This window comes from Lelliottia sp. SL45, assembly GCF_026672535.1.
Taxonomy (GTDB): Bacteria; Pseudomonadota; Gammaproteobacteria; order Enterobacterales; family Enterobacteriaceae; genus Enterobacter; species Enterobacter nimipressuralis.
In genome coordinates, this window is the sequence record NZ_JAPPRH010000003.1 from 168922 (window position 1) to 195342 (window position 26421).

Below are 26421 nucleotides of genomic sequence, written 5' to 3' on the forward strand. Positions count from 1 at the left end.
CTCAAGGCCCCCCGGCAACTTTCTGCTCTGAACCTACCGCTCCAGCCGCAACTGCTGCAAATTCCCGTCTAACTGCAAATCCGTCTGTAACCGCGCCACATCCCGGCAGATAAATGCCATCTCTCTATGCGCTTCCAGCTTCTTGCGCCACTTCTCGGGAACATTCTCCAGATGGGCATAAATCCCTTCCAGATCCTGAAAATCCGTTAACAGCTGTGCTGCACTTTTAGGGCCAATCCCGGCCACGCCCGGCACTTTTGAGCTGCTGATGCCGGCAAGCCCCCAGTAGTCAGGCAGCTGTTGCGGCGAGACGCCAAATTCACTGGCGATAAAAGGGGCGTCGAGCCAGCGCTTTTGAAAGTAATCGCGAATACGAATGGTCGGTGAGAGTAGCTGGCAGTAGCCCTTGTCGGTGGAGACGATGGTGGCCTGATGCCCGGCGCCCGCAACTTTTATTGCCAGCGTCGCGGCCAAATCGTCGGCTTCGTTGCCATGCGCGCCCCAGCACGGCACGCCGCGCGTTTCAAAGGCGGCGCGAATGGCGGGCATTTCGGCGTGGAGATCGTCGGGCATCGGTGCGCGTCCGGCTTTGTAATCCGGTAAACGCTGGTGCCGCCAGCCTGTGTTACGCGCTTCGTCGTCGAAAACGGCCACTGCGTGAGTGGGCTGGCTGTGGCGAATAAGCTGCTCCAGCGCATGCAGGCAAGTGTCCTTGCAGGGTGTGCCTTGCACCGCATGAATACGGCGAATCAGGTTGAGCGCGTCGACAATAAGCAAATGAACAGCCACAGATAATCTCCCTTCTGTTAATGAATAAAGGGTAACACTGTCAGCAGGATGAAACTACGAGAGGTGTGGGAATTGGGAAGGCGCCTCGCAAAAGCGAGGCGCATAATTTTAATCGCAGGTCACGATTTTCATGGCCAGCCCGCCGCGAGAGGTTTCGCGGTATTTGGCATTCATATCTTTGCCGGTCTCGTACATGGTTTCAATAACCTTATCGAGGCAAACGCGCGGCTCGCTGGTACGGCGCAGGGCCATCCGCGCGGCGTTCACCGCTTTAACGGAGGCAATCGCGTTACGCTCGATGCACGGTACCTGCACCTGACCAGCAACCGGGTCACAGGTCAGTCCGAGGTTGTGCTCCATGCCGATTTCCGCCGCGATACAGACCTGCGTTGGGCTACCGCCCAGCAGTTCCGTCAGACCCGCTGCCGCCATGGAACAAGCCACGCCGACTTCACCCTGGCAGCCAACTTCAGCGCCAGAGATCGAGGCATTCATCTTATACAGTGATCCAATCGCGCTGGTGACGAGCAGATAGCGCGCCAGCGAGTTAGCGTTCACTTCACGGATAAACTTATCGTAGTAGGCCAGCACCGCCGGAACGATACCGCACGCGCCGTTCGTCGGTGCGGTAACCACACGCCCGCCAGCGGCGTTTTCTTCGTTAACCGCCAGCGCGAACATGTTGATCCAGTCAACGACCGCCATCGGGTCGGTGGTGGTTTTATCAGTGCTCACTAACATACGACGCAATGCCGCAGCACGACGCGGCACGCGCAGTTTGCCCGGCAGCACGCCTTCGGTGGTGATGCCGCGCTCGATACCGCCGCGCATCACATCCCAGACGTTTTGGAAGTGCTGTTCCAGCTCTTCTTTGCTGTGTAACGCCAGCTCATTTTTCATCATCAGACCAGAAAGTGACAAGCCGCTTTCCTGACAATGACGCTGTAAATCCGCCGCATTTTTGTACGGGTAAGGTACCTCAACGGAAGAGTTGCTGGCCTGACCAAAGTGGTCTTCGTCGACGATAAAACCGCCGCCGATGGAGTAATAGGTTTGGCTGTAAATCGCCTTTTCGCCTGCCAGCGCAGTAATACGCATACCGTTCTCATGCAGGGAGAGGTTGTCGGCATGGAAGTTCATGCACTTATCAACCGGGAACTCGACTTCATGGTCACCGTTTGCCAGCAGCAGGCGGCCATGAGTATTCACGTCCTGAATGAATCCAGGAATTGCGTCAATATCAACGGTGTCCGGCAGGTTCCCCGCCAGGCCCATAATAATGGCGATGTCTGTATGGTGGCCTTTACCCGTCAGAGACAGGGAGCCGTAAACATCGACAACCACGCGTGTGACGTCGTGCAGAATGCCGCGTGAAATCAAGTCATCCGTGAATTGTTTACCGGCTTTCATTGGCCCGACAGTATGAGAGCTGGAAGGTCCAATACCGATTTTGAAGATATCGAATACGCTAATCATGATGCGTCCCTTGCTATCAGTCAGAGGAGGAGTGCGCCGTCCGAAGACGGCGCAGGAGGTATTAGCTGAACAGAGAGAAGAAAATCGCGGAGATGGCAATCAGACCCATAATCACAACGAAGACGTTGCTGATGTGGCCGCTGTATTTACGCATTGCCGGGACTTTCTGAATCGCGTACATCGGCATCAGGAACAGAATCATCGCGATGATTGGACCGCCCAGGGTTTCGATCATGCCGAGGATGCTCGGGTTCATGGTCGCCACAGCCCAGGTCGTCAACAGCATGAACAGTGCAGTGATTTTGTTCAGTTTGTTAACTTCAATGCTTTTGCCTTTACCGCGCAGGGATTTGATCACCATACCGTTAAAGCCTTCACGTGCGCCAAGGTAGTGGCCGAGGAAGGATTTGGTGATAGCGATAATCGCGATAATTGGCGCCATCCAGGCAATCAGCGGTGCGTTAAAGTGGTTAGCCAGGTAAGACAGAATCGAGATATTCTGTGCTTTCGCTGCTGCCAGATCCGCCGGGGAGAGGCTAAGTACGCAGCTGAATACGAAGAACATTACGGTAATAACCATCATGATGTGAGCGCGAGCCAGGATGCTGGAGCACTTCTTCTCTGCGCCCTGACCGTACTCTTCACGTTTCGCCACAGCGAAAGAGGAGATGATCGGGGAGTGGTTGAAGGAGAAGACCATCACCGGAATCGCCAGCCACAGAGTCATCAACAGGCCGTTACCGGTTGCCGATGCGCTGCTCAGGGAGAGGGTTTCCAGCGCTGCACCGTTCCACTGTGGAACCAGGTAGAAAGCCAGCACCATCAGGGCAATCACGAACGGGAACACCAGAACGCTCATCGCTTTAACGATCATCTGCTCGCCGAAACGAACGATGGTCATCATACCCACGATCAGGATCAGCGACAGAATAGCGCGCGGTGGCGGCGTCATGTGCAGCTGGTGCGTCATGAAGCTTTCAACGGTGTTGGTAATCGCCACGCTGTAAACCAGCAGAATCGGGTAAATCGCGAAGAAGTAAAGCAGGGTAATCAGTTTACCTGCGCCAACACCGAAGTGCTCTTCAACAACTTCAGTGATGTCTTCGCCTGGGTTTTTACCGGACAGCACAAAACGGGTCAGGCCGCGGTGTGCAAAGTAAGTCATCGGGAAGGCAATGATAGCCATGATGATCAGCGGAATCAGACCGCCAACGCCTGCGTTGATCGGCAGGAACAGGACACCTGCGCCGATTGCTGTACCGTACAGGCCCAGCATCCACATGGTGTCCGTTTTGCGCCATCCACTTCGGGATTCTGTCGAAGCAATGGTGCTGGTTTGAGTGGTTTCCATCTATTTCTCCTGGAGGAAGCAATTAGTCAGGCTTTTTAGTCAATTCCGATGAAAAAGGGCCCGACGGTAATATGAAATTCGTTCAATGACGGTTTTTTTATAATTTTTGCCCGTAACTATTGGCGGGCGGAAAGATACATTTAAGTAATGAATGTATCAGTGATCCTGATCCCAAATGCAATAATCCACTTTTGAAGTGGGCATATTTAGACCAAAAAACTGTTAATAAAACGTCAAAGCGGATTTACGGGCGCGAAGGCTACCATTAACGACATACGGCGTGAAAGATCGGACAGCGAGATACGTGGCTTCCGCTGTAAAGATGGCGATTTTTAGTTTTTTCTTGCAGGTAATTTGGATTAAGGCTGATAAATCACGGTTTGAAAATCAAGGTAATCGTTTGCGTTCGGGTCGGAAATGTAAATAAGATAAGTAATGCCTATGTTTTATCAGAAGAAATGAAAAAGCCGGGCAGTGCCCGGCTTAAATTGAGTGAAAGCAACTGACGGTCAGGCGCAAATCTCGTAACAGGGGATATAGGCCGAGCCGGGCAGCTTCATACGGTGCTGGGCGACAAAGCCCTGCAGCAGATCGTCCATGCGGCGCATCATCTGGCTGTCGCCGTGGATTTTGTACGGACCGAACTCTTCGATGGCGCGAATGCCTACCTCTTTCACGTTACCGGCCACGATGCCGGAGAACGCACGACGCAGATCCGCGGCCAGCACTTCAACGGGCTGATCCGGATACAGTTTCAGGTTTGCCATATTCTCGTGGGACGGTTCGAACGGCTTCTGAAGGTCTGGCGCGATACGAATCGACCAGTTAAAGCTGTACGCATCGCCCGTATCACGGCGGTTCTCTTTGACCAGCGGCATGGCCTTTTTCATCTGACGCGCCACTTCTGCCGCATCGTCAATGATAATGCGGTAGTGGCTGCGCGCCGCTTCGCCCAGGGTGTGCACGATAAACTCGTCCAGCACGCGGAAGTAATCGGCACTCTCTTTTGGCCCGGTCAGGATAAGCGGCAAGACCTGATTTTTATTCGCCGGGTTCATCAGAATACCCAGCAGATAAAGCAGCTCTTCCGCCGTTCCGACGCCGCCCGGGAAGATAATGATCCCGTGTGCGATACGCACGAAGGCTTCGAGACGTTTCTCGATATCCGGCATGATGATCAGCTCATTCACCAGCGGGTTCGGTGGCTCGGCCGCGATAATGGAAGGCTCCGTCATACCAATGAAACGGCCTTCTTTATAGCGCTGCTGCGCGTGGCCGACCGCTGCGCCTTTCATTGGCGCTTCCATCGCGCCAGGACCACAACCGGTGCAGATATTCAGTTCGCGCAGGCCGAGCTGGGTGCCTACGCGGCGTGCGTAGAGGTATTCAGTTTCGTTAATGGAGTGGCCGCCCCAGCAGACAACCATGTTAGGTGCCTCGCCAACGTGCAGGGCGCGAGCATTACGCAGAATGGAAAAGACCAGGTTGGTCATGTGTGCCGAGCTTTCCAGATTAAGGTGCTGGAAGCGCCCGGCATTGTGAATTTGTCCGTTAACAAACAGGATGTCGCGCAACACGGCGAACAGGTTGGCCTGCAGAGAGCGAATGATCCGCCCATCGACAAAGGCCTCTTCCGGCGGATTTATCACTTCAAGCTTCACGCCACGCTCGCGGCGCAACACGTTGATATCAAAGCTTTCAAAGCGAGACAGCAACTCTTTACTGTTATCTGTCAGACTTCCGGAGTTCAGAACGGCAAGTGAACAGTTGCGAAACAGTTGATACAGGTCACTGCTGGCCGTGCGTTTAAGCATGTCCACTTCCAGCTGCGACAACATATCCATTGAGCCAAGCGGGCTAATATGTGTAATCAAGTGAGCTCCTTACGGGATAAAGATCTTCTTTCCCTGTTGATTACAATAGCCCTGGCTTATGACGTTTCACAACCTTAGACGCGGAATACAGCCCGCATATTTCACAAATTTACTGACGAACCAGGCGTCCGGTGGCCGGAACAAAGTCGGTATTGGTGCGCCACGGGTTAATGTCCAGCCCGCCGCGACGGGTATAACGGGCGTACACGCTCAGTTTCTCCGGCTGGCAGAAGCGCTGGATATCATTGAAGATGCGCTCGACGCACTGCTCGTGAAACTCGTTGTGATGGCGGAACGACACCAGATAACGCAGCAGTTTTTCACGGTCAATTTTCGGGCCGCGATACTGAATTTGCACTGAGCCCCAGTCAGGCTGGTGGGTGATCAGACAGTTGGATTTCAGCAGATGGCTGACCAGCGTCTCTTCAACGACTTTTTCGCCCGCCGCGTCTTGCAGATAATCGGTGCTGAATTCGTAGCTCTCAATTTCGATTTCCTGATCGTCAATGCAGGTGCCGTGGAAATGCGCCACTGGCTGACCTTCAAGCTCACTCAGACGATACAGCGCCACGGTCACGTCACCCTGCGCGCAGGCACTCAGATCGCGCGCCAGCGTGCGCTGCACCTCTTCCCAGGAGTCAAAACGTGTCTGGTTAAAGCTGTTGAGATAGAGCTTAAAGCTTTTGGACTCCACCAGATTCACGCTGGCGTAATCCAGCTCAACGTGGCCCACGGCGACCTGCGGCAAACCGCGCGCGTTGAGCCAGGAGAGTTCGTAAAGCGTCCAGATATCACCGCCGACAAACGGCAGTGCATCCGCGGACAGGCCAAGCGGATCGCGGTTCAGGCTGCGTGGAACGCCCTGCAGCAGAGTGGCGTCGTAGGTATCGCGGTAATCAGTGGTTTTGCCCAGCGTTAAGCCTGATAACGCCTGATGATTTTCGTAAGACATGTTTCATTGTCACTTTGCAGGTAAACTATAGGCACAAGTTTATCCTGTCTTACGTGAAGAGAGAAATCGGTGGATATTGAGACTGCAAATGCCCTGACAGCGTTCACTGCGCGCTACTGCGATGCATGGCATCAACAGCATGACACATGGCCGCAAAGTGAAGAGTTATACGGCGTGCCGTCCCCGTGCATTATTACGACGCTCGACGATAAAATCATCTGGCAGCCACAGCCCTTCACAGAACAGCAGAATGTAAATGCGGTTGAGCGCGCCATGGACATTGTGGTACAACCAGCCGTTCATGCGTTTTACACCACACAGTTTGCCGGGGATATGCGCGCACGTTTCGGCAATCAAACGATGACGCTGCTACAGACCTGGAGCGAAGAGGATTTCCAGCGAGTTCAGGAGAACTTGATTGGACATCTGGTGACGCAAAAACGCCTGAAGCTTGCACCGACGCTGTTTATCGCGACGCTCGACAGCGAACTGGATGTGATCGCTGTTGCTAACCTGAACGGCGAAGTGATCAAAGAGACGCTCGGCACCCGCAAACGCGATGTTCTCGCCCCCTCACTTGCGGAATTCCTTAATCAGCTCGACCCCGTTTTGTAATCCGTTATGCTACAGACTTTGTGAGAGATCTCTTACAAGGCTTGTGAGAGATCGCCGTCATATAACCGCATGACGTAATCAGTTGTTCATTTAATAACGATTTATTTCATATGGTTAGATTGTAAATGCCGCGTTGTCATCGCAACAGTGATAATTGTAAGCCTGATTAGGTGGGTTGTAAGACGAAGCGTAATAGGGGATTCTATATCCCGTCGACAGGATGACGACACGAGAAACGAACATCAGGATGATGACGTTACTCACACAGGACACGTCAGGATGGCGCGGCAGGAAGGCTTCAGGACTGAAGCAAAAGGATCACGCAGGATGCGTAAGGGACACCTCCAGGACGGAGAATGAGAACCGGACATGATGCCCGGTGGGTCAGGAAGGCCAGGACGTTTCATGATGAAACATTCACATCAGGATGATGTGAGCAGGATGCGCGGTTACGGACGATCAGGCCTCACGGCCACTGGAAAAGTTGTCACGGACGAGCAGGGAGCACAAATTGTAGCTGGAATGCTGCGAAACGAACCGGGAGCACTGTTTATACAGTGCTCCCTTTTTTTATTTCTGCGCCCCGGAATGCTATGCTGCGCGCCGTTCAGTTTTTCAGTTGAGGTTTTTATGACGCATAACGACAGCGTTCGTGCGCAGTTGCACGCTATCGAAGCTCTGATGCGCCTCCATCAGCTGTGGCAGGAAACGGCGCCGCAGCAAGAGGCTTTCGCCAGCACCCAGCCATTCTGTCTGGACACCCTTGAGCCGTTTGAATGGCTGCAGTGGGTGCTCATCCCGCGCCTGCACGCCCTGCTGGATGGCGGTCATCCGCTGCCCCACGACTTTGCCATCTGCCCCTACTATGAAATGGCGCTTGATGCGCAGCACCCGGCGCGCGATATCGTGCTGATTGAACTACAACGCCTGGACACGCTGTTTTCCGGCGGCCAGGCATGACCATTGAGATCCTCTACCAGGACGAGTGGCTGGTCGCGGTCAATAAACCGTCTGGCTGGCTGGTTCACCGTAGCTGGCTGGATCGCGATGAGAAAGTGGTGGTGATGCAAACCGTGCGTGACCAGATTGGTCAGCACGTGTTTACCGTCCACCGTCTTGATAGGCCTACTTCAGGCGTCCTGTTGATGGGGCTTTCCAGCGAAGCCGGACGCCTTTTATCTCAGCAGTTCGAACAGCATCAGATTCAAAAACGTTATCACGCCATCGTGCGCGGCTGGCTGATGGACGAAGCGACGCTTGATTATCCGCTGGTCGAAGAGCTGGATAAAATCGCCGATAAATTTGCCCGTGACGATAAAGAGCCGCAGCCAGCAGTGACAGATTATCGCGGTCTGGCGACGGTCGAAATGCCCGTTGCCACGGGTAAATTCCCGACCACGCGCTACGGGCTGGTGGAGCTTGAGCCTCATACCGGGCGCAAGCACCAGCTGCGTCGCCATCTCTCCCATCTGCGTCATCCGATCATTGGCGACAGCAAGCACGGCGATTTGCGCCAGAACCGCAGCGCCGCCGAACATTTTGGCTGCAACCGCCTGATGCTGCACGCCAGCCAGCTCAGCCTGACCCACCCCTTTACCGGCGAGCCGCTGGTGATCCGTGCGGGGCTGGATGACGTCTGGATGCAGGCGCTGTCACAGTTTGGCTGGATGGGACAACTCCCCGAAAATGAAAGGGTTGAGTTTGTGACGAGCAACGTTCAGGATGAACAGCAATAGCGATAATGAAGGGAGTGAAGCATGGCTGAAGTAGGCATTTTTGTCGGCACAATGTACGGTAACTCGCTGCTGGTGGCCGAAGAGGCCGAGGCGATTCTGTTAAGTCAGGGTCACAAAGCGACGGTCTATGAAGATCCGACTCTTTCCGACTGGGAAAAATATAAAGATCAGTACGTGCTGGTAGTGACATCAACAACCGGGCAGGGCGATCTGCCAGACAGCATTGTGCCGCTCTTCCAGGCAATCAAAGACACGCTGGGCTATCAGCCCGATACGCGCTACGGCATTATCGCCCTCGGTGACAGCAGCTACACCCATTTCTGCGGTGGCGGTAAGCAGTTTGACGCTCTGCTGCAGGAGCAAAGTGCGCAGCGCGTGGGTGAGATGCTGCTGATCGACGCCGGTGAACACCCGGAGCCAGAAAGCGAATCTAATCCATGGGTTGAACAGTGGGGCGCGTTGCTCAAATAACCCTTCGCCGGGGGGCTGTTATGCCTTACCCGGCCTCAAACCTCGGCCTACAATGTAGGCTCGTGCAAGCGCAGCGCCGCCAGGTAATCTGGCTCACATTCTTCCCCATTTTCGTGAACCATCTTCCACTCCCCTGGGCTTTTGCCACAAACAACCTCCAACTCGTGCGCCAATGTTGTGTTGATGCACGGTGAGGCTGCTGCCTCCTCTTACATATACTTTTCCCGTCAGTTACCAAAAAAAGCAGTTAGAAACCATAAAACGGCTCTTATCCGTACCAGAAATGCCGTACCAAAACTGCAAAACACTAACCTCTCATTCTGATTACCCTACAGGTTATGTCGTACAGAATGAACCTGGCGCAAGCCAAGATTCAGGAGTGCAACAATGAGTACATTAAGCCAAGCGGCGAGCAGCGCTGAGAAGCGCACCAATGCTCGCTACTGGATAGTGGTGATGCTGTTTATCGTCACGTCCTTCAACTATGGCGACCGCGCCACGCTGTCGATTGCCGGCTCTGAAATGGCAAAAGACATCGGGCTTGACCCGGTCGGCATGGGGTATGTCTTCTCCGCATTTTCTTGGGCCTATGTGATTGGCCAAATCCCCGGCGGCTGGCTGCTTGACCGCTTCGGTTCCAAACGCGTTTACTTCTGGTCCATCTTTATCTGGTCGATGTTTACCCTGCTGCAGGGCTTTGTCGATATTTTCAGCGGCTTCGGCATTATCGTTGCCCTCTTTACCTTACGTTTCCTGGTCGGGCTGGCAGAAGCGCCCTCCTTCCCTGGCAACAGCCGCATCGTCGCGGCCTGGTTCCCGGCGCAGGAGAGGGGCACGGCGGTGGCGATTTTTAACTCCGCCCAGTATTTCGCGACGGTCATTTTCGCGCCGATTATGGGCTGGCTGACCCACGAAGTGGGCTGGTCACACGTCTTCTTCTTTATGGGCGGACTGGGGATCATCATCAGCTTTGTCTGGCTAAAAGTGATCCACGAACCGAATCAACATCCGGGCGTGAACAAGAAAGAGCTGGAGTACATCGCTGAAGGCGGTGCGCTGATCAACATGGATCAGAAAAACGACAAAGCCAAAGTGCCGTTCAGCCAGAAGTGGGGCCAGATCAAACAGCTGATTGGCTCACGGATGATGATTGGCATCTACCTTGGGCAATATTGCATCAACGCCTTAACCTACTTTTTCATCACCTGGTTCCCGGTCTATCTGGTGCAGGCGCGCGGAATGTCGATTCTGAAAGCGGGCTTTGTGGCCTCGGTTCCGGCGGTGTGCGGCTTTATCGGTGGCGTGCTGGGCGGGGTGATTTCCGACTGGCTGATGCGCCGCACCGGTTCGCTGAATATCGCGCGTAAAACCCCGATTGTACTGGGCATGCTGCTCTCCATGACGATGGTGTTCTGCAACTATGTGAGTGCCGAATGGATGATTATCGGCTTTATGGCGATGGCCTTCTTTGGCAAAGGAATTGGTGCGCTGGGCTGGGCGGTGATGGCAGATACCGCGCCGAAAGAGATCAGCGGCCTGAGTGGCGGTCTGTTCAATATGTTCGGTAACATTTCCGGCATCGTTACCCCTATCGCCATCGGCTATATCGTCGGGACCACCGGCTCCTTCAATGGCGCACTGATTTACGTAGGCGTTCATGCGCTGGTGGCGGTTCTCAGCTATCTGGTGCTGGTGGGCGATATCAAACGCGTTGAGCTGAAACCGGTCGCGGGGCGTGCATGATGAATACACAATCAAGTCCAGTCATTACCGACATGCAGGTCATTCCCGTGGCCGGTTACGACAGCATGCTGCTCAACATCGGGGGTGCCCATAACGCGTACTTTACGCGCAATATTGTGGTGCTCACGGACAACGCCGGGAATACCGGCGTCGGTGAAGCGCCTGGCGGTGAGGTGATTCTCCAGACGTTGCTGGACGCCGTTCCGATGGTTGTCGGCCAGCAAATCGCGCGTCTGAACAAGGTGGTGCAGCAGGTACACAAAGGCAATCAGGCCGCCGATTTTGATACCTTCGGCAAAGGGGCCTGGACGTTCGAGCTGCGGGTGAATGCGGTGGCTGCGCTCGAAGCGGCGCTACTCGATCTGCTCGGTAAAGCGCTGAACGTGCCGGTGTGCGAACTGCTGGGGCCGGGCAAACAGCGTGATGCCGTCACTGTGCTCGGGTATCTGTTCTACGTGGGCGATCGCAAGAAAACCGATCTGCCCTATCTCTCCAGCACGCCGGGCAATCATGACTGGTATCACCTGCGTCATCAGGAAGCGCTCACCAGCGAGGCGGTGGTTCGCTTAGCCGAGGCGGCACAGGATCGCTACGGCTTTAAGGATTTCAAACTCAAGGGCGGCGTCCTGCCTGGCGAGCAGGAGATCGACAGCGCCCGAGCCCTGAAAAAACGTTTCCCGGATGCGCGAATCACCGTTGATCCTAACGGCGCCTGGCGACTGGACGAGGCGATTTCGTTCTGCAAAGGGCTTAACGACGTGCTCACTTACGCGGAAGATCCGTGCGGGGCCGAGCAGGGTTTCTCCGGTCGCGAAGTGATGGCGGAATTTCGCCGCGCGACAGGGCTGCCGGTGGCAACCAATATGATCGCCACGAACTGGCGCGAAATGGGCCACGCGGTGATGCTCAATTCCGTGGACATTCCGCTGGCAGACCCGCACTTTTGGACGCTCTCCGGCGCGGTGCGTGTCGCGCAGCTGTGCGACGACTGGGGCCTGACCTGGGGCTGTCACTCGAATAACCATTTCGATATCTCACTGGCGATGTTTACGCATGTGGGGGCCGCGGCTCCCGGCACACCAACGGCTATCGATACGCACTGGATCTGGCAGGAGGGCGACGCGCGCCTGACCAAAAATCCGCTGGAGATAAAAGACGGCAAGATTGCCGTCCCGGATGCGCCGGGGCTGGGCGTGGAGCTGGACTGGGATCAGATCCACAAGGCCCACGCGCTGTACAAGACGCTGCCATGTGGCGCGCGCAACGACGCAGGCCCAATGCAGTATCTCGTTCCCGGCTGGACATTTGACCGCAAACGCCCGGCGTTTGGTCGTCACTAATTAAAAGGATTGCACCATGACCACTTTCTCTACACCTGTCGTCACTGCCATGCAGATTGTTCCCGTCGCGGGCCACGACAGCATGCTGATGAACCTGAGCGGCGCCCATGCTCCGTTCTTTACCCGCAACATTGTGATTATCAAAGATAACTCCGGCCACACGGGCGTGGGTGAAATTCCTGGCGGCGAGAAAATCCGCAAAACCCTGGAAGAGGCGATCCCGCTGGTGGTGGGCAAAACCCTGGGCGAGTACAAAAATGTTTTAAACGCCGTGCGCGCTACTTTTGCTGACCGCGATGCGGGAGGCCGTGGGCTGCAAACCTTCGATCTGCGTACTACCATTCACGTGGTGACGGGGATCGAAGCCGCGATGCTGGATCTGCTGGGGCAGCATTTAGGGGTTAACGTGGCGTCGCTGCTGGGGGAAGGCCAGCAGCGCAGTGAAGTCGAAATGCTAGGCTATCTGTTCTTCGTCGGCGATCGCAAACTCACGCCTTTGGCGTACCAGAGCCAGCCGGACGAAAAATGCGACTGGTATCGCCTTCGTCACGATGAAGCCATGACGCCGGATGCGGTGGTACGCCTGGCGGAAGCCGCTTACGAAAAATACGGCTTTAACGATTTCAAACTGAAAGGCGGCGTGCTGGCGGGCGAAGAAGAGGCCGAGTCGATTGTCGCGCTGGCGAAACGCTTCCCGCAGGCGCGCGTAACGCTGGATCCGAACGGGGCCTGGTCGCTTAATGAAGCGATCGGTATCGGCAAACAGCTGAAAGGCGTACTGGCGTATGCAGAAGATCCATGCGGTGCGGAGCAGGGCTTCTCCGGACGTGAGGTGATGGCCGAGTTCCGTCGCGCCACCGGACTGCCAACGGCGACCAATATGATCGCCACCGACTGGCGTCAGATGGGCCATACGCTGTCGCTGCAGTCCGTTGATATTCCACTGGCGGACCCGCACTTCTGGACAATGCAAGGCTCCGTGCGCGTGGCGCAGATGTGCCATGAGTTCGGGCTGACCTGGGGCTCGCACTCCAACAACCACTTTGATATTTCACTGGCAATGTTCACCCATGTGGCCGCCGCCGCGCCGGGCAACATTACGGCGATTGATACTCATTGGATCTGGCAGGAGGGCAATCAGCGCCTGACCAAACAGCCGTTCGAAATTAAAGGCGGAATGGTGCAAGTGCCGACCACGCCGGGTCTGGGCGTAGAGCTGGATATGGATCAACTGATGAAAGCGCACGAACTGTATCAGAAGCATGGCCTGGGCGCGCGCGACGACGCGATGGCGATGCAGTATCTCATCCCGGACTGGACGTTTAACAACAAGCGACCGTGCATGGTGCGCTAAGTGTGAATGCCGGTTCCTGCGGGAGTCGGCATTTTTGTTTTCAGCGCGGGTGTATGCTCAATCCAGTCAACAGGCGTAAGGATGGCTTATGAAAATAGTAATCGCACCGGACTCGTACAAGGAGAGTTTGAGTGCTCTTGAGGTGGCGACGGCAATCGAGCAGGGGTTTCGCGAGATTTTCCCCGACGCGCACTACGTCAAACTGCCCGTTGCCGACGGCGGCGAAGGGACGGTGGAGGCGATGGTCGCAGCCACACAGGGCGGTATTATCAAGGTGCGGGTCACGGGCCCCTTAGGCGAAAACGCGGAAGGGTTCTACGGCTTATCCGGCGACGAGCAGAGCGCATTCATTGAAATGGCGGCGGCGAGCGGCCTGGAGATGGTGGCGCCTTCCTTACGCAATCCGTTGAAAACCACCTCCTGGGGGACAGGCGAACTGATTCGCCACGCCCTTGATGCAGGCGTTAAACACATCATCATCGGCATCGGCGGCAGCGCCACCAACGACGGCGGAGCCGGGATGGTGCAGGCACTCGGTGCGAAGCTACTGGATGCCGAAGATAATCCTATTGGCATGGGCGGCGGCGAGCTTGAGAAGCTGGCGCGGATTGATATCAGCGAGCTGGATACCCGCCTGGCCAACTGTCGTATTGAAGTGGCCTGCGACGTAACCAATCCACTGACGGGCAAAGAAGGGGCATCGGCGGTGTTTGGCCCGCAAAAAGGGGCGACGCCGGAGATGATCGCCCGGCTCGATGATTCTCTGGCCCATTACGCGAAAATTATCGCCCGCGACCTGGATATCGACGTCCTCAATCTGGAAGGTGGCGGGGCGGCTGGCGGGATGGGCGCAGCGCTGTATGCGTTTTGCGGCGCAGAGTTGCGTCAGGGCATTGAGATTGTCACCGATGCGCTGCATCTGGATAACCACGTCGCCGATGCTGACCTGGTGATCACCGGCGAAGGACGCATCGACAGCCAGACGATCCATGGCAAAGTTCCCGTCGGCGTGGCGAAAGTCGCCAAACGTTACAACAAGCCGGTTATCGGAATTGCGGGCAGCCTGACGGCGGATGTCGGCGTGGTACATGAGCACGGTATCGACGCGGTATTCAGCGTGATTTACACCGTCTGTACGCTGGAAGAGGCGCTGAAAAATGCAGAAGAGAATGTGCGGATGGCAGCGCGGAATATTGCTGCAGTGTTGAAAATTGGCATGAGCGCGTAGTTTTTCCTGGCCCTCTCTCACACGGAGAGGGCCGGGCAGATGGGCTAAATAAGAAAACTACCCCCCTAATACTTTCCTCGCTTCCCGCGTCACATTATCCATCTCATCCAGCAACTCGAGAAACTCCGGCTCCAGCTCAGATTCCGTTGTGCCCGAGCGCAGCTGCTGTTCCAGCAAATGACAAAGGCTTTTCAGACGCGGAACCCCGCTGTAGCTACAGCTACCGTGCAGTTTATGGATCGCTTCGAGGAGATCGTCCGGGTGTTCCCCGACCAGCTGTTCTTCCACTTTGTTACGAATTTCCGGCAGGAACGCGACCAGCATTTGCAGCATTTCGCGAGCCAGATCGGGTTTCCCGGCCGCCTGACGCAGCGCCAGCTGCCAGTCGAGCGTGGCGTTCGGGTTTACGCTGAACTCTGCCGGTTCTGGCGTCGCTAAAGACACTCCGGTTGCGAAGCCCGGTTTATAGCGCAGCAGCAGGCTGTGCAGCTTCTCTTCATCGATCGGTTTAGCCAGATAATCATTCATCCCGGCACTGAGCAGTTTCTCTTTTTGCCCGGCCATGGCGTGAGCGGTTACCGCGATCACCGGCGTCTGCTGTTGATGCGGCAACTGGCGAATCAGCTCACAGGCGCGGATGCCGTCCATGCCCGGCATCTGAATATCCATCAGGATCAGATCGAACTGCATCTGTTTGGCCTGTTCAACCGCCTGCGGGCCGCTGGTGCACAGCTCAACGTGATGTACCTGATCCTCCAGCAATACGCCGATGAGTTTCAGGTTAGCCGGATTGTCATCCACCGCCATCACGCTCATGGGCAGCTTGTGATCGTCACTCGAGACAGGGATCGCCTGATGATTAATGCGGCAGTATTCCGTCAGCGCAGGCAGCAGGCGCGTGGCGGTAAGGGGCTTTAACAGACAGGCGGCGGCACCGTCATTTTTCAGCTCTTCCGCGTTAAGCTGCGCGTGGCACGGCAAAGCCAGGAGCAGGTAATCGGTCATCGATGCGGCCTTCGCCAGCCGCTCCTGCTGCATGGTCAGCTCACCGGTGAACGTCACGGGAATGCCCATTAGCAGAATATCGTAATGGTCGACTGCCAGCGCCGAGAACGTCGGGCTGTAAATCACCTCCAGCGGCGTGGTGCTGAGCACATCCAACGTGCTCTGCGCGGCTGCGGCGTTGGGTTCGATATAGGCCAGACGTTTACCGCGCAGGCAATCCGTCATTGGTCCGTCCGTCACCACGTTCGGGTTCAGATCGAGATTAATATGGAACCAGAAGGTCGAGCCGCGATTCGGCTGGCTGTGGAAGGAGATATCGCCTCCCATTTCTTTCACCAGTTTCTGGGTGATCACCAGCCCCAGACCTGTTCCGCCGTGGCGACGCGAGATGCTGGCATCAGCCTGCCGGAACGCCTGGAACAGCCGCGACTGATCGCGCTCGGGAATACCAATGCCCGTATCGCGTATCTGCACCTCGATCTGCACTTTGTTATTGCTTATCGCCCTGCGCTCAACCAGCACATCGATGTTGCCGCTCTCGGTAAATTTGATCGCGTTGCCCACCAGGTTAGTGATCACCTGCTGCAGGCGCAGGGGATCGCCGATGACGTTATCCGGCACATCGTTTTTGATGTTCAGCGTTAGCTCAAGGCCTTTGTCATGGGAGGAGTGGGCCAACAGAGTGACCACCTCATCCAGCGTACTGCGCAGCGGGAAGGGAATACTTTCGAGGATGAGCTTGCCCGCCTCCAGCTTGGAGAAGTCGAGAACATCGTTGATGATCGCCAGCAGGTTATTGGCGGAACGCTCAATGGTGTGCAGGTGATCGCGCTGGGTCGGATTAAGCTCCGATTTGAGCGTCAGGCGGGTAAAGCCAATCACCCCGTTCAGCGGCGTACGCAGCTCGTGGGACATATTCGCCAGGAACTCAGATTTAATACGCGCCGCTTCCTGGGCGCGTTTCTTCGCCAGATCCAGCTCGACGTTCTGGATCTCCATCTGCTCTAAGGTTTCGCGCAGATCGGAGGTCGCCTGGTCGACGTTGTGCTGCATCTCTTCGTGATAGGCCGCCAGCGACATTGCCATCGAGTTGATGCCGTTTTTGAGCATATCCAGCTCGCCGAGCATAAACCCTTCGACGCGGCTATCGAGCTGCCCGCGACGTATACGGTCGACGGTGTTCACCATATTGCGAATCGGGCTGGTGACGTCACGCATCAAACGCCAGCCGAAAATCAGCGCAATGCCGATACAGAACAGCATCATGACGCTGGAGATGAAAATTTCTTTGTACTGTTGCAGGCGCACTGACTTGAGATCCAACTCCAGCGCCACATATCCCAGTATATTATTACTGGCCTTGGCATCTGATATGGCCGATTCATCAGGTGAATAGCTTTCCGAGATAATGGGCGTGCGCAGGATCATAATGTCGCCGCGTCGCACCACGCTCAGATGGCGCGGGAAAGGCGTACCGTCGGGGATTTTAAGCTCGCCGGGATCGAGATGAAAATTCGACGTGACAAACAGCCGGTTATTCTCGTCATAGACCGAAATGGCGCGCACGATTTCTGAATGCCGACGATGCAAAACGCTGATTAACTGGCCGAGGGAATCACGGTTTTGCAGGTTCATGCCGTATTCGCTGGAGACGGCCAACGGTTCGATGATGCTGGCTCCCGCATCTTCCAGTTGACGCTGCAAGTCATTGTAACGGTGCACAACGAAGAAGATGCTCAGCAGCAAACCGATTAAAACGGTCGGGGCGAGGATCAAAATCATCATGCGCGCGCGCAGGCTGTAGTTGGTCATGGAGTTCCGTTATGGGACAATTAGAGTCATTATGTTAATTTGAGAAAATTCTCGGCAATGGCGCAATTCTACTCTGCAAAGCGACGCGTGACGACGCGTCAGATCATAACTGTTGATGTCACCGACCTTGACCCCTTCGGCCAGGGCGTTGCGCGTCATAATGGTAAGGCGGTGTTTATCCCCGGATTATTACCCACTGAGCGTGCCGAAGTCACCCTGACGGAAGACAAGAACAAGTTTGCTCGCGGTAAAGTGAAGCGTCGCCTTAATGATAGCGCGGAACGCACAGCGCCCCGCTGCCCGCATTTTGGCGTGTGCGGCGGCTGTCAGCAGCAGCATGCCAGCGTTGCCCTGCAACAGCGCAGCAAAAGCACCGCGCTGGCACGCCTTATCAAGCATGACGTGAACGACATCATCGCCGGCGAGCCGTGGGGCTACCGCCGTCGCGCTCGTCTGAGCCTGAATTACCAGCCAAAAACGCAAAAGCTGGAGATGGGTTTTCGCAAGAGCAGCGCCAGTGACATTGTCGACGTGAATCAATGCCCCGTTTTGGTGCCCCGTCTTGAAGCATTGCTCCCGGACCTGCGCAACTGCCTGTCTGATCTTCAGGGCGTGTGTTCGCTGGGGCATGTGGAACTGGTACTGGCCGATAACGGCCCGCTGATGGTGCTGCGTCACACTGCGCCACTTTCTGCCAAAGACCGCGAAAAACTGGAACGCTTTTCGCATTCTCACGAGCTGGCGCTTTTTCTTGCGCCACAAAGCGAGATACTTGAGCAGGTTACAGGTGAAGCTCCCTGGTATCTGTCGGACGGGCTACGCTTAACGTTCAGTCCGCGCGACTTCATTCAGGTAAACGACGGCGTAAATCAGCAGATGGTCACCACCGCAATCGCGTGGCTGGATGTTCAGCCCGGTGACCGGGTACTGGATCTGTTTTGCGGGATGGGGAATTTCACCCTACCGCTTGCAAAACGGGCGGCCAGCGTTGTCGGCGTAGAAGGCGTCGAGGCGCTGGTGGCAAAAGGGCAGGAAAATGCGCAGCGTAACGCGTTGCACAATGTGACATTTTTTCATGAAAATCTGGAAGAAGATGTCACCCGGCAGCCGTGGGCAAAGCACGGTTTCGATAAAATCCTGCTCGATCCGGCTCGCGCCGGTGCGCCTGGCGTAATGCAGCATATAATTAAACTCGCGCCAAAACGCGTGGTCTATGTTTCCTGTAACCCGGCCACGCTCGCCCGCGACAGCGAGGCTTTATTGGGCGCGGGTTACCAGATTCAGCGTCTGGCAATGCTGGACATGTTCCCGCACACTGGGCATCTGGAATCAATGGTGTTGTTCGAGCAGAACTAACGAATTTCGGCTTGTCGAATTCGACAGGCCCTTGTCCCTAAAGGAGAGGACGATGGTTGCGGTAAGAAGTGCACATCTCAATAAAGCTGGTGAGTTTGACCCACAAAAATGGATCGCAAGTCTGGGGATTTCCAGCCAGCAGTCGTGTGAACGCTTAACCGAAACCTGGGCCTATTGTCTGCGCACAACGCAGGGACATGCCGATGCCGAACTGCTGTTGTGGCGCGGCATTGAGATGGTTGAAATTCTCTCCATGCTGAACATGGATCTCGAAACGCTGCAGGCCGCGCTGCTCTTCCCGCTGGCAGATGCCGAAGTGGTGAGTGAAGACGTGCTGCGTGACAGCGTCGGTAAGCCGGTTGTGGCGCTTATTCACGGCGTGCGCGATATGGCCGCCATCCGCCAGCTGAAAGCCGCCCAGACAGATTCCGTCTCCTCGGAACAGGTAGATAACGTTCGTCGCATGCTGCTCGCGATGGTGGATGATTTCCGCTGCGTGGTGATTAAGCTTGCCGAGCGCATCGCGCACCTGCGTGAAGTAAAAGACGCGCCGGAAGATGAACGCGTGCTGGCAGCGAAAGAGTGTACCAATATCTATGCGCCCCTCGCGAACCGCTTAGGTATCGGCCAGCTGAAATGGGAGCTTGAGGATTACTGCTTCCGTTATCTGCACCCGGCAGAATACAAACGCATTGCCAAACTGCTGCACGAACGCCGTATCGATCGTGAACACTATATCGACGAGTTCGTGGGCGGATTGCGCCAGTCAATGAAAGAAGAGAACGTGCGGGCGGAGGTCTATGGTCGTCCGAAGCACATCTACAGCATCTGGCGCAAAATGCAGAAAAAACATCTCGCCTTTGACGAGTTGTTCGACGTGCGTGCAGTGCGCATCGTTGCCGATCGCCTGCAGGACTGCTACGCCGCGCTGGGGATAGTGCATACTCACTTCCGCCATCTGCCAGATGAGTTCGACGACTACGTGGCGAACCCGAAACCGAACGGTTACCAGTCGATTCATACGGTAGTGCTCGGGCCGGGCGGGAAAACGGTCGAGATTCAGATTCGTACCAAACAGATGCACGAAGACGCCGAGCTGGGCGTCGCGGCGCACTGGAAATACAAAGAAGGCCCATCCAGCGGAACGCGCACCGGCCATGAAGACCGCATTGCGTGGCTACGTAAGCTGATTGCGTGGCAGGAAGAGATGGCCGACTCCGGCGAAATGCTCGACGAAGTGCGCAGCCAGGTCTTCGACGATCGGGTCTACGTCTTTACGCCAAAAGGCGACGTTGTCGATCTGCCTGCCGGGTCTACTCCCCTCGATTTTGCCTACCACATCCACAGCGACGTGGGGCATCGCTGCATCGGCGCGAAGATCGGCGGTCGCATCGTGCCCTTTACCTATCAGCTGCAGATGGGCGATCAGATTGAAATCATCACCCAGAAACAGCCAAACCCGAGCCGCGACTGGCTGAACCCGAACCTGGGGTATGTCACCACCAGCCGTGGGCGCTCCAAAATTCACGCGTGGTTCCGTAAACAGGATCGCGACAAGAATATCCTGGCGGGTCGCCAGATCCTCGATGATGAGCTTGAGCATTTAGGCATTAGCATCAAAGAGGCGGAAAAACACCTGCTGCCGCGCTACAACTTCAATGAGCTTGATGAGCTGCTGGCAGCCATTGGCGGAGGCGATATTCGCCTCAACCAGATGGTGAACTTCCTGCAGTCTCAGTTTAACAAACCGAGCGCGGAGGAGCAGGATGCGGCGGCACTGAAACAGCTTCAGCAGAAAACCTATACTCCGCAGCATCGCAGCAAAGACAATGGCCGCGTGGTAGTGGAGGGCGTCGGCAATCTGATGCACCACATCGCTCGCTGCTGCCAGCCAATACCTGGCGATGATATCGTGGGCTTTATCACCCAGGGGCGTGGGATCTCCATTCACCGCTCTGACTGCGAACAGCTGGCAGAACTGCAATCTCACGCGCCAGAACGTATTGTGGATGCGGTGTGGGGCGAAAGCTATTCCGCTGGCTACTCGCTGGTGGTGCGTGTCACCGCCAACGATCGCAGCGGTTTGCTGCGCGATATCACCACCATCCTCGCCAACGAAAAGGTCAATGTCCTTGGCGTCGCCAGCCGCAGCGATACCCGCGAGCAGCTTGCGACTATCGATATGACTATCGAAATCTACAACCTGCAGGTGCTGGGCCGCGTGCTTGGCAAGCTGAATCAGGTGCCAGATGTGATTGACGCTCGACGTCTGCATGGCGGGTAAATTTACTCTTTGTTGGCCGGGTAACGCTTTGCTGTTACCCGGCTATCTTTACTTATCATGGATGTAAAAATGAACCAACTCGACCGCCTGCTCGGCATTATGAAACGTCTGCGTGACCCGGAAAACGGCTGTCCGTGGGATAAAGAGCAGACCTTCGCCACCATCGCCCCTTATACCCTCGAAGAAACCTACGAAGTGCTGGACGCTATCTCACGCGAAGATTTTGACGATCTGCGCGGTGAACTGGGTGATCTCCTTTTCCAGGTGGTGTTTTATGCGCAGATGGCGCAGGAAGAGGGGCGCTTTGATTTTAATGATATCTGTGCCGCCATCAGCGACAAACTCGAACGTCGCCACCCGCATATTTTTGGCGACGCGACCGCTGGCAACAGCGAAGAAGTGCTGGTCCGTTGGGAGCAGATCAAAAGCGCTGAACGCGCTGAAAAAGCACAACACTCCGCGCTGGACGATATCCCCTTAAGTCTGCCGTCCCTGATGCGAGCGCATAAAATTCAGAAGCGTTGCTCCGCCGTGGGCTTTGACTGGACCTCTCTTGGCCCGGTGCTCGACAAAGTGTACGAAGAGATCGACGAAGTGATGGATGAAGCTAAGCAGGCGGTGGTGGATGAAGCCCGCCTGGAAGAGGAGATGGGCGATCTGCTGTTTGCCACGGTCAACCTTTCGCGCCATTTGGGCGTCAAAGCCGAAACCGCGCTGCAAAAAGCCAACCTCAAATTCGAACGTCGCTTCCGCGAAGTCGAGCGGATTGTTGCGGCACGAGGCCTGGAAATGACCGGCGTGGACCTCGATTTGATGGAAGAGGTGTGGCAGGAAGTAAAACGCCAGGAACATGATCTCTAACGGATTTTTGCGATCAAGCGCAATTTGTGTGATTTTTTAAATGACAAGCGCTTGATTTGCGTCAAAAACATTTACCCAAAAGGGGCTATTTTCTCACTCCCTATGTTTGTCAAAGCCTGAGACAGGAGACGGAGAATGAAAGTTTGTGGCGCTCGCCGTGTTCGGGTATACTACTTTCCCGTCTTGGTTATTCCATCGTTCCAACCTAACTTCTCAGGTTCAGCATGACAACGAACTATATTTTTGTGACCGGCGGGGTTGTATCCTCTCTGGGTAAAGGCATTGCCGCAGCCTCTCTCGCGGCCATTCTTGAAGCCCGTGGCCTCAATGTGACTATGATGAAACTGGATCCGTACATCAACGTCGATCCAGGCACCATGAGCCCAATCCAGCACGGCGAAGTGTTCGTTACCGAAGACGGCGCTGAAACCGATTTGGACTTAGGTCACTACGAGCGCTTCATCCGTACTAAAATGAGTCGCCGCAACAACTTCACCACGGGTCGTATCTACTCTGACGTTCTGCGTAAAGAACGCCGTGGCGATTACTTAGGCGCAACCGTTCAGGTTATCCCGCATATCACCAACGCTATCAAAGAGCGCATCATCGCAGGTGGCGAAGGCCACGACGTTGTGCTGGTTGAAATTGGCGGTACCGTGGGTGATATCGAATCCCTGCCATTCCTGGAAGCGATTCGTCAGCTGGCGGTTGATATTGGCCGTGAACACGCGCTGTTCATGCACCTGACGCTGGTGCCATACATGGCGGCAGCCGGTGAAGTGAAAACCAAACCGACGCAGCACTCCGTGAAAGAACTGCTCTCTATCGGTATCCAGCCGGATATCCTGATCTGCCGCTCCGATCGTGCCGTTCCGGCCAACGAGCGTGCGAAAATTGCATTGTTCTGTAACGTTGCTGAAAAGGCTGTGATTTCTCTGAAAGACGTCGATTCCATTTATAAAATCCCGGGCCTGTTGAAATCACAGGGTCTGGACGATTATATTTGTAAACGATTCAGCTTGAACTGTCCGGAAGCTAATCTGTCAGAATGGGAACAGGTTATCTACGAAGAAGCTAATCCGGCAGGCGAAGTGACTATCGGTATGGTCGGCAAGTACATTGAACTGCCGGATGCCTATAAGTCAGTGATTGAAGCGCTGAAACACGGTGGTCTGAAGAATCGCGTAACCGTTAACATCAAGCTGATTGATTCGCAGGATGTTGAAACGCGCGGTGTCGAAATTCTGAAAGATCTGGATGCTATTCTGATCCCTGGCGGCTTCGGCTACCGCGGTGTTGAAGGCAAGATCGCTACCGCACGCTTTGCGCGTGAAAACAATATTCCTTACCTCGGCATTTGCCTGGGTATGCAGGTTGCGTTGATCGAGTTCGCTCGTAACGTAGTCGGGATGGAAAACGCGAACTCTACGGAATTTGTGCCAGACTGTAAGTACCCTGTTGTGGCGCTTATTACAGAATGGCGTGATGAAGACGGCAACGTCGAAGTCCGTACTGAGAAGAGCGATCTGGGTGGCACGATGCGTCTTGGCGCTCAGGCTTGCCAGGTGTCTGACGATAGTCTGGTTCGCAAAATGTATGGTGCGCCAACCATCACTGAACGCCATCGTCACCGCTACGAAGTCAACAATATGCTGTTGAAACAAATCGAAGCTGCGGGTCTGCGTATCGCGGGCCGCTCCGGGGATGATCAGTTAGTCGAGATCATTGAGGTGCCAAACCATCCGTGGTTCGTCGCCTGTCAATTCCACCCGGAATTTACTTCAACGCCGCGTGACGGACATCCGCTGTTTGCAGGCTTTGTGAAAGCCGCGAGCGAATACCAGAAGCGTCAGGCGAAGTAAAAAAGTTAGAACGGCAACGCGTACCATCGGTACGCGTTGTTTGTCTGGAGTTTTAGTTTAACTTGTACTGAGGAAAATCTAATGTCCAAAATCGTTAAAGTCATCGGTCGTGAAATCATCGACTCCCGTGGTAACCCGACCGTTGAAGCCGAAGTTCACCTGGAAGGTGGTTTCGTCGGTATGGCAGCTGCTCCGTCAGGTGCTTCTACTGGTTCCCGCGAAGCGCTGGAACTGCGCGATGGCGACAAATCCCGTTTCCTGGGTAAAGGCGTAACCAAAGCTGTTGGCGCGGTTAACGGTCCTATCGCTCAGGCAATCCTTGGCAAAGACGCCAAAGACCAGGCTGGCATCGATAAAATCATGATCGACCTGGACGGTACTGAAAACAAATCTAACTTCGGTGCGAACGCAATCCTGGCTGTGTCTCTGGCTAACGCCAAAGCGGCTGCAGCGTCTAAAGGTCAGCCGCTGTATGAGCACATCGCTGAACTGAACGGCACCCCAGGCAAATACTCCATGCCGGTTCCGATGATGAACATCATCAACGGTGGTGAGCACGCGGACAACAACGTTGATATTCAGGAATTCATGATTCAGCCAGTTGGCGCGAAATCCCTGAAAGAAGCGGTTCGTATGGGTTCTGAAGTGTTCCATAACCTGGCTAAAGTTCTGAAAGCTAAAGGCATGAACACTGCTGTTGGTGACGAAGGTGGCTACGCGCCTAACCTGGGTTCTAACGCAGAAGCTCTGGCTGTTATCGCTGAAGCAGTAAAAGCAGCGGGCTACGAGCTGGGCACCGACATCACTCTGGCGATGGACTGTGCAGCATCTGAATTCTACAAAGACGGTAAATACGTTCTGGCTGGCGAAGGCAACAAAGCATTCTCCTCCGAAGAGTTCACTCACTTCCTGGAAGACCTGACCAAACAGTACCCAATCGTCTCTATCGAAGACGGTCTGGACGAATCTGACTGGGACGGTTTCGCATACCAGACTAAAGTTCTGGGCGACAAAATCCAGCTGGTTGGTGACGATCTGTTCGTAACCAACACCAAGATCCTGAAAGAAGGTATCGACAAAGGCATCGTTAACTCCATCCTGATCAAATTCAACCAGATCGGTTCTCTGACCGAAACTCTGGCTGCGATCAAAATGGCGAAAGACGCTGGCTACACTGCCGTTATCTCTCACCGTTCAGGCGAAACTGAAGACGCTACCATCGCTGACCTGGCTGTTGGTACCGCTGCAGGCCAGATCAAAACAGGTTCTATGAGCCGTTCTGATCGCGTAGCGAAATACAACCAGCTGATTCGTATCGAAGAAGCACTGGGCGAAAAAGCTCCGTACAACGGTCGTAAAGAGATCAAAGGTCAGTAATCTACTGAGCTTTCACTCTTAAGAAAAACCCGCTTCGGCGGGTTTTTTTATGTCTGATTTACAGCAGCAAGGGGAGAGTGGCACTGGCCGTCTGCTGACTGACATCGCCATAGTGATCGTCGAGGGTAATCAGACTGGTTGCCAGCAGTTCCACCAGCAGCATCACACCCACTTTGGCATTTAACGCCCCGGCACTCAGCGGCCCTTCCGGTTTCGCTGCCACCAGCAGCATTTCGCTTATCGATGCCAGCGGGCTGCGCGGCGTGTTGCTCAGCGCCAGCACTTTAGCTCCACGTTTACGCGCTAGCTTCACCACATGCAGTAAGTCACGCGTCGAACCAGAACTTGAAATCGCCACCACCAGATCGTCCTGAGTGAGCGTCGTCGCGTTCATTGATGCCCGATGCATATCGCTGAACAGTTGCGCCGATTTCCCCAGCCGCAATAATTTGTAGTGCAGATAGTCCCCGATAATGGCGCTGGCCGCGACGCCATAAATGTAGACTGACCGCGACTGATGCAGCGCCTGCGCCGCCTTCAGCAGCACCTCTCTGTCGAGCAACTGGGCGGTATCGCGCAGCGCCTGCACCGACTCTTCCACCACCTCGTCGATCTCATCGCCTTTTCTGGCAGGTGCCTGGATCCGCTGTACATCCAGCGCCAGCGCCATTTTGAATTCCGTATATCCCTTACAGCCCAGCGCGCGGCATAAGCGCGTCACGCTCGCCTCACTGGTTTCACTTTCGCGCGCCAGTTCGGTGATCGTCAGATAAAGCACTTTCGCGGGATCGTTTAAGACGAACTCTCCCAGTTTTTGCTGAGTGGGGCTGTATCCCGAGACGCTCTGGCGCAGCCTCAGCAGCAGATTTTCATTTTCTGACATGCAAGATCCTTAATGCGTTTCTCTGCGGCTAGTGTGGCGGAAAGCGGGGGAG

General features: G+C 55.2%; 20 protein-coding genes. 13 read left to right on the forward strand and 7 right to left on the reverse strand.

Annotated features, from left to right (window positions below):
* Positions 1-33 precede the first annotated feature (33 nt).
* From xni to queF, 5 genes are all read right to left on the reverse strand, one after another.
* Positions 34-789 carry a flap endonuclease Xni gene (xni, locus tag OVA10_RS06805; protein ID WP_268195663.1) on the reverse strand — a complete coding sequence of 252 codons (756 nt, stop codon included), beginning with the start codon at positions 787-789 and terminating at the stop codon, positions 34-36.
* A 108-nt stretch (positions 790-897) separates the two neighbouring features.
* Positions 898-2265, reverse strand: coding sequence for an L-serine ammonia-lyase (locus OVA10_RS06810; protein WP_123428650.1), 1368 nt, complete (start codon positions 2263-2265; stop codon positions 898-900).
* Between the two features lie 61 nt (positions 2266-2326).
* Positions 2327-3616, reverse strand: a complete 1290-nt coding sequence (locus OVA10_RS06815; protein WP_100779106.1) for an HAAAP family serine/threonine permease — start codon at positions 3614-3616, stop codon at positions 2327-2329.
* Between the two features lie 509 nt (positions 3617-4125).
* Complete coding sequence (ppnN, locus tag OVA10_RS06820) at positions 4126-5490, reverse strand: nucleotide 5'-monophosphate nucleosidase PpnN (protein ID WP_102104660.1); 1365 nt, start codon at positions 5488-5490, stop codon at positions 4126-4128.
* A 109-nt stretch (positions 5491-5599) separates the two neighbouring features.
* The gene (queF, locus tag OVA10_RS06825; RefSeq protein WP_129035067.1) at positions 5600-6442 is read right to left on the reverse strand and encodes an NADPH-dependent 7-cyano-7-deazaguanine reductase QueF; all 843 of its coding nucleotides are present in this window, start codon (positions 6440-6442) and stop codon (positions 5600-5602) included.
* 69 nt (positions 6443-6511) lie between these two features.
* Here queF and syd point away from each other — a divergent pair, with 69 nt between their 5' ends.
* The 8 genes from syd to OVA10_RS06865 all read left to right on the forward strand — a co-directional run bounded on the left by syd (position 6512) and on the right by OVA10_RS06865 (position 14929).
* Positions 6512-7057 (forward strand): SecY-interacting protein, encoded by a 546-nt coding sequence (syd, locus tag OVA10_RS06830; protein ID WP_123428656.1) that lies wholly within the window; start codon positions 6512-6514, stop codon positions 7055-7057.
* Between the two features lie 630 nt (positions 7058-7687).
* On the forward strand, positions 7688-8017 hold the full coding sequence (locus tag OVA10_RS06835) for a YqcC family protein (RefSeq protein WP_100780825.1): 330 nt from the start codon (positions 7688-7690) through the stop codon (positions 8015-8017).
* Positions 8014-8793 carry a tRNA pseudouridine(65) synthase TruC gene (gene truC / locus OVA10_RS06840; protein ID WP_129035065.1) on the forward strand — a complete coding sequence of 260 codons (780 nt, stop codon included), beginning with the start codon at positions 8014-8016 and terminating at the stop codon, positions 8791-8793. The genes OVA10_RS06835 and truC overlap by 4 nt, the downstream gene beginning before the upstream one ends.
* A 21-nt stretch (positions 8794-8814) precedes the next feature.
* The gene (locus tag OVA10_RS06845; protein WP_100779111.1) at positions 8815-9264 is read left to right on the forward strand and encodes a flavodoxin; all 450 of its coding nucleotides are present in this window, start codon (positions 8815-8817) and stop codon (positions 9262-9264) included.
* 387 nt (positions 9265-9651) lie between these two features.
* Entirely contained in the window at positions 9652-11007 is a 1356-nt protein-coding gene (gene gudP, locus OVA10_RS06850) for a galactarate/glucarate/glycerate transporter GudP (RefSeq protein WP_102104656.1), read from the forward strand.
* Complete coding sequence (locus tag OVA10_RS06855; protein WP_268196871.1) at positions 11007-12347, forward strand: enolase C-terminal domain-like protein; 1341 nt, start codon at positions 11007-11009, stop codon at positions 12345-12347. The genes gudP and OVA10_RS06855 overlap by 1 nt, the downstream gene beginning before the upstream one ends.
* Before the next feature lie 16 nt (positions 12348-12363).
* A complete protein-coding gene (gene gudD, locus OVA10_RS06860; RefSeq protein ID WP_100779113.1) occupies positions 12364-13701 on the forward strand; it encodes a glucarate dehydratase in 1338 nt (445 codons plus the stop codon).
* A gap of 88 nt (positions 13702-13789) precedes the next feature.
* Positions 13790-14929: a glycerate kinase gene (locus OVA10_RS06865; RefSeq protein WP_268195664.1), complete on the forward strand. Its 1140-nt coding sequence runs from the start codon at positions 13790-13792 to the stop codon at positions 14927-14929.
* A 57-nt stretch (positions 14930-14986) separates the two neighbouring features.
* Here OVA10_RS06865 and barA read toward each other — a convergent pair whose 3' ends face one another.
* Complete coding sequence (gene barA, locus OVA10_RS06870) at positions 14987-17746, reverse strand: two-component sensor histidine kinase BarA (protein WP_248859083.1); 2760 nt, start codon at positions 17744-17746, stop codon at positions 14987-14989.
* Positions 17747-17803: 57 nt separating this feature from the next.
* On the opposite strand from barA, the gene rlmD reads away from it, so the two are divergent.
* From rlmD to eno, 5 genes are all read left to right on the forward strand, one after another.
* A complete protein-coding gene (rlmD, locus tag OVA10_RS06875) occupies positions 17804-19102 on the forward strand; it encodes a 23S rRNA (uracil(1939)-C(5))-methyltransferase RlmD (RefSeq protein WP_123428664.1) in 1299 nt (432 codons plus the stop codon).
* 52 nt (positions 19103-19154) lie between these two features.
* The gene (gene relA / locus OVA10_RS06880) at positions 19155-21386 is read left to right on the forward strand and encodes a GTP diphosphokinase (protein WP_102104651.1); all 2232 of its coding nucleotides are present in this window, start codon (positions 19155-19157) and stop codon (positions 21384-21386) included.
* Between the two features lie 69 nt (positions 21387-21455).
* Positions 21456-22247, forward strand: a complete 792-nt coding sequence (mazG, locus tag OVA10_RS06885; RefSeq protein ID WP_123428666.1) for a nucleoside triphosphate pyrophosphohydrolase — start codon at positions 21456-21458, stop codon at positions 22245-22247.
* A gap of 224 nt (positions 22248-22471) precedes the next feature.
* The gene (gene pyrG, locus OVA10_RS06890; protein ID WP_095283160.1) at positions 22472-24109 is read left to right on the forward strand and encodes a glutamine hydrolyzing CTP synthase; all 1638 of its coding nucleotides are present in this window, start codon (positions 22472-22474) and stop codon (positions 24107-24109) included.
* A gap of 81 nt (positions 24110-24190) precedes the next feature.
* Positions 24191-25486, forward strand: a complete 1296-nt coding sequence (gene eno / locus OVA10_RS06895) for a phosphopyruvate hydratase (protein WP_100779120.1) — start codon at positions 24191-24193, stop codon at positions 25484-25486.
* A 58-nt stretch (positions 25487-25544) separates the two neighbouring features.
* Here eno and OVA10_RS06900 read toward each other — a convergent pair whose 3' ends face one another.
* On the reverse strand, positions 25545-26369 hold the full coding sequence (locus OVA10_RS06900; RefSeq protein ID WP_102105454.1) for a MurR/RpiR family transcriptional regulator: 825 nt from the start codon (positions 26367-26369) through the stop codon (positions 25545-25547).
* Between the last annotated feature and the right edge of the window lie 52 nt (positions 26370-26421).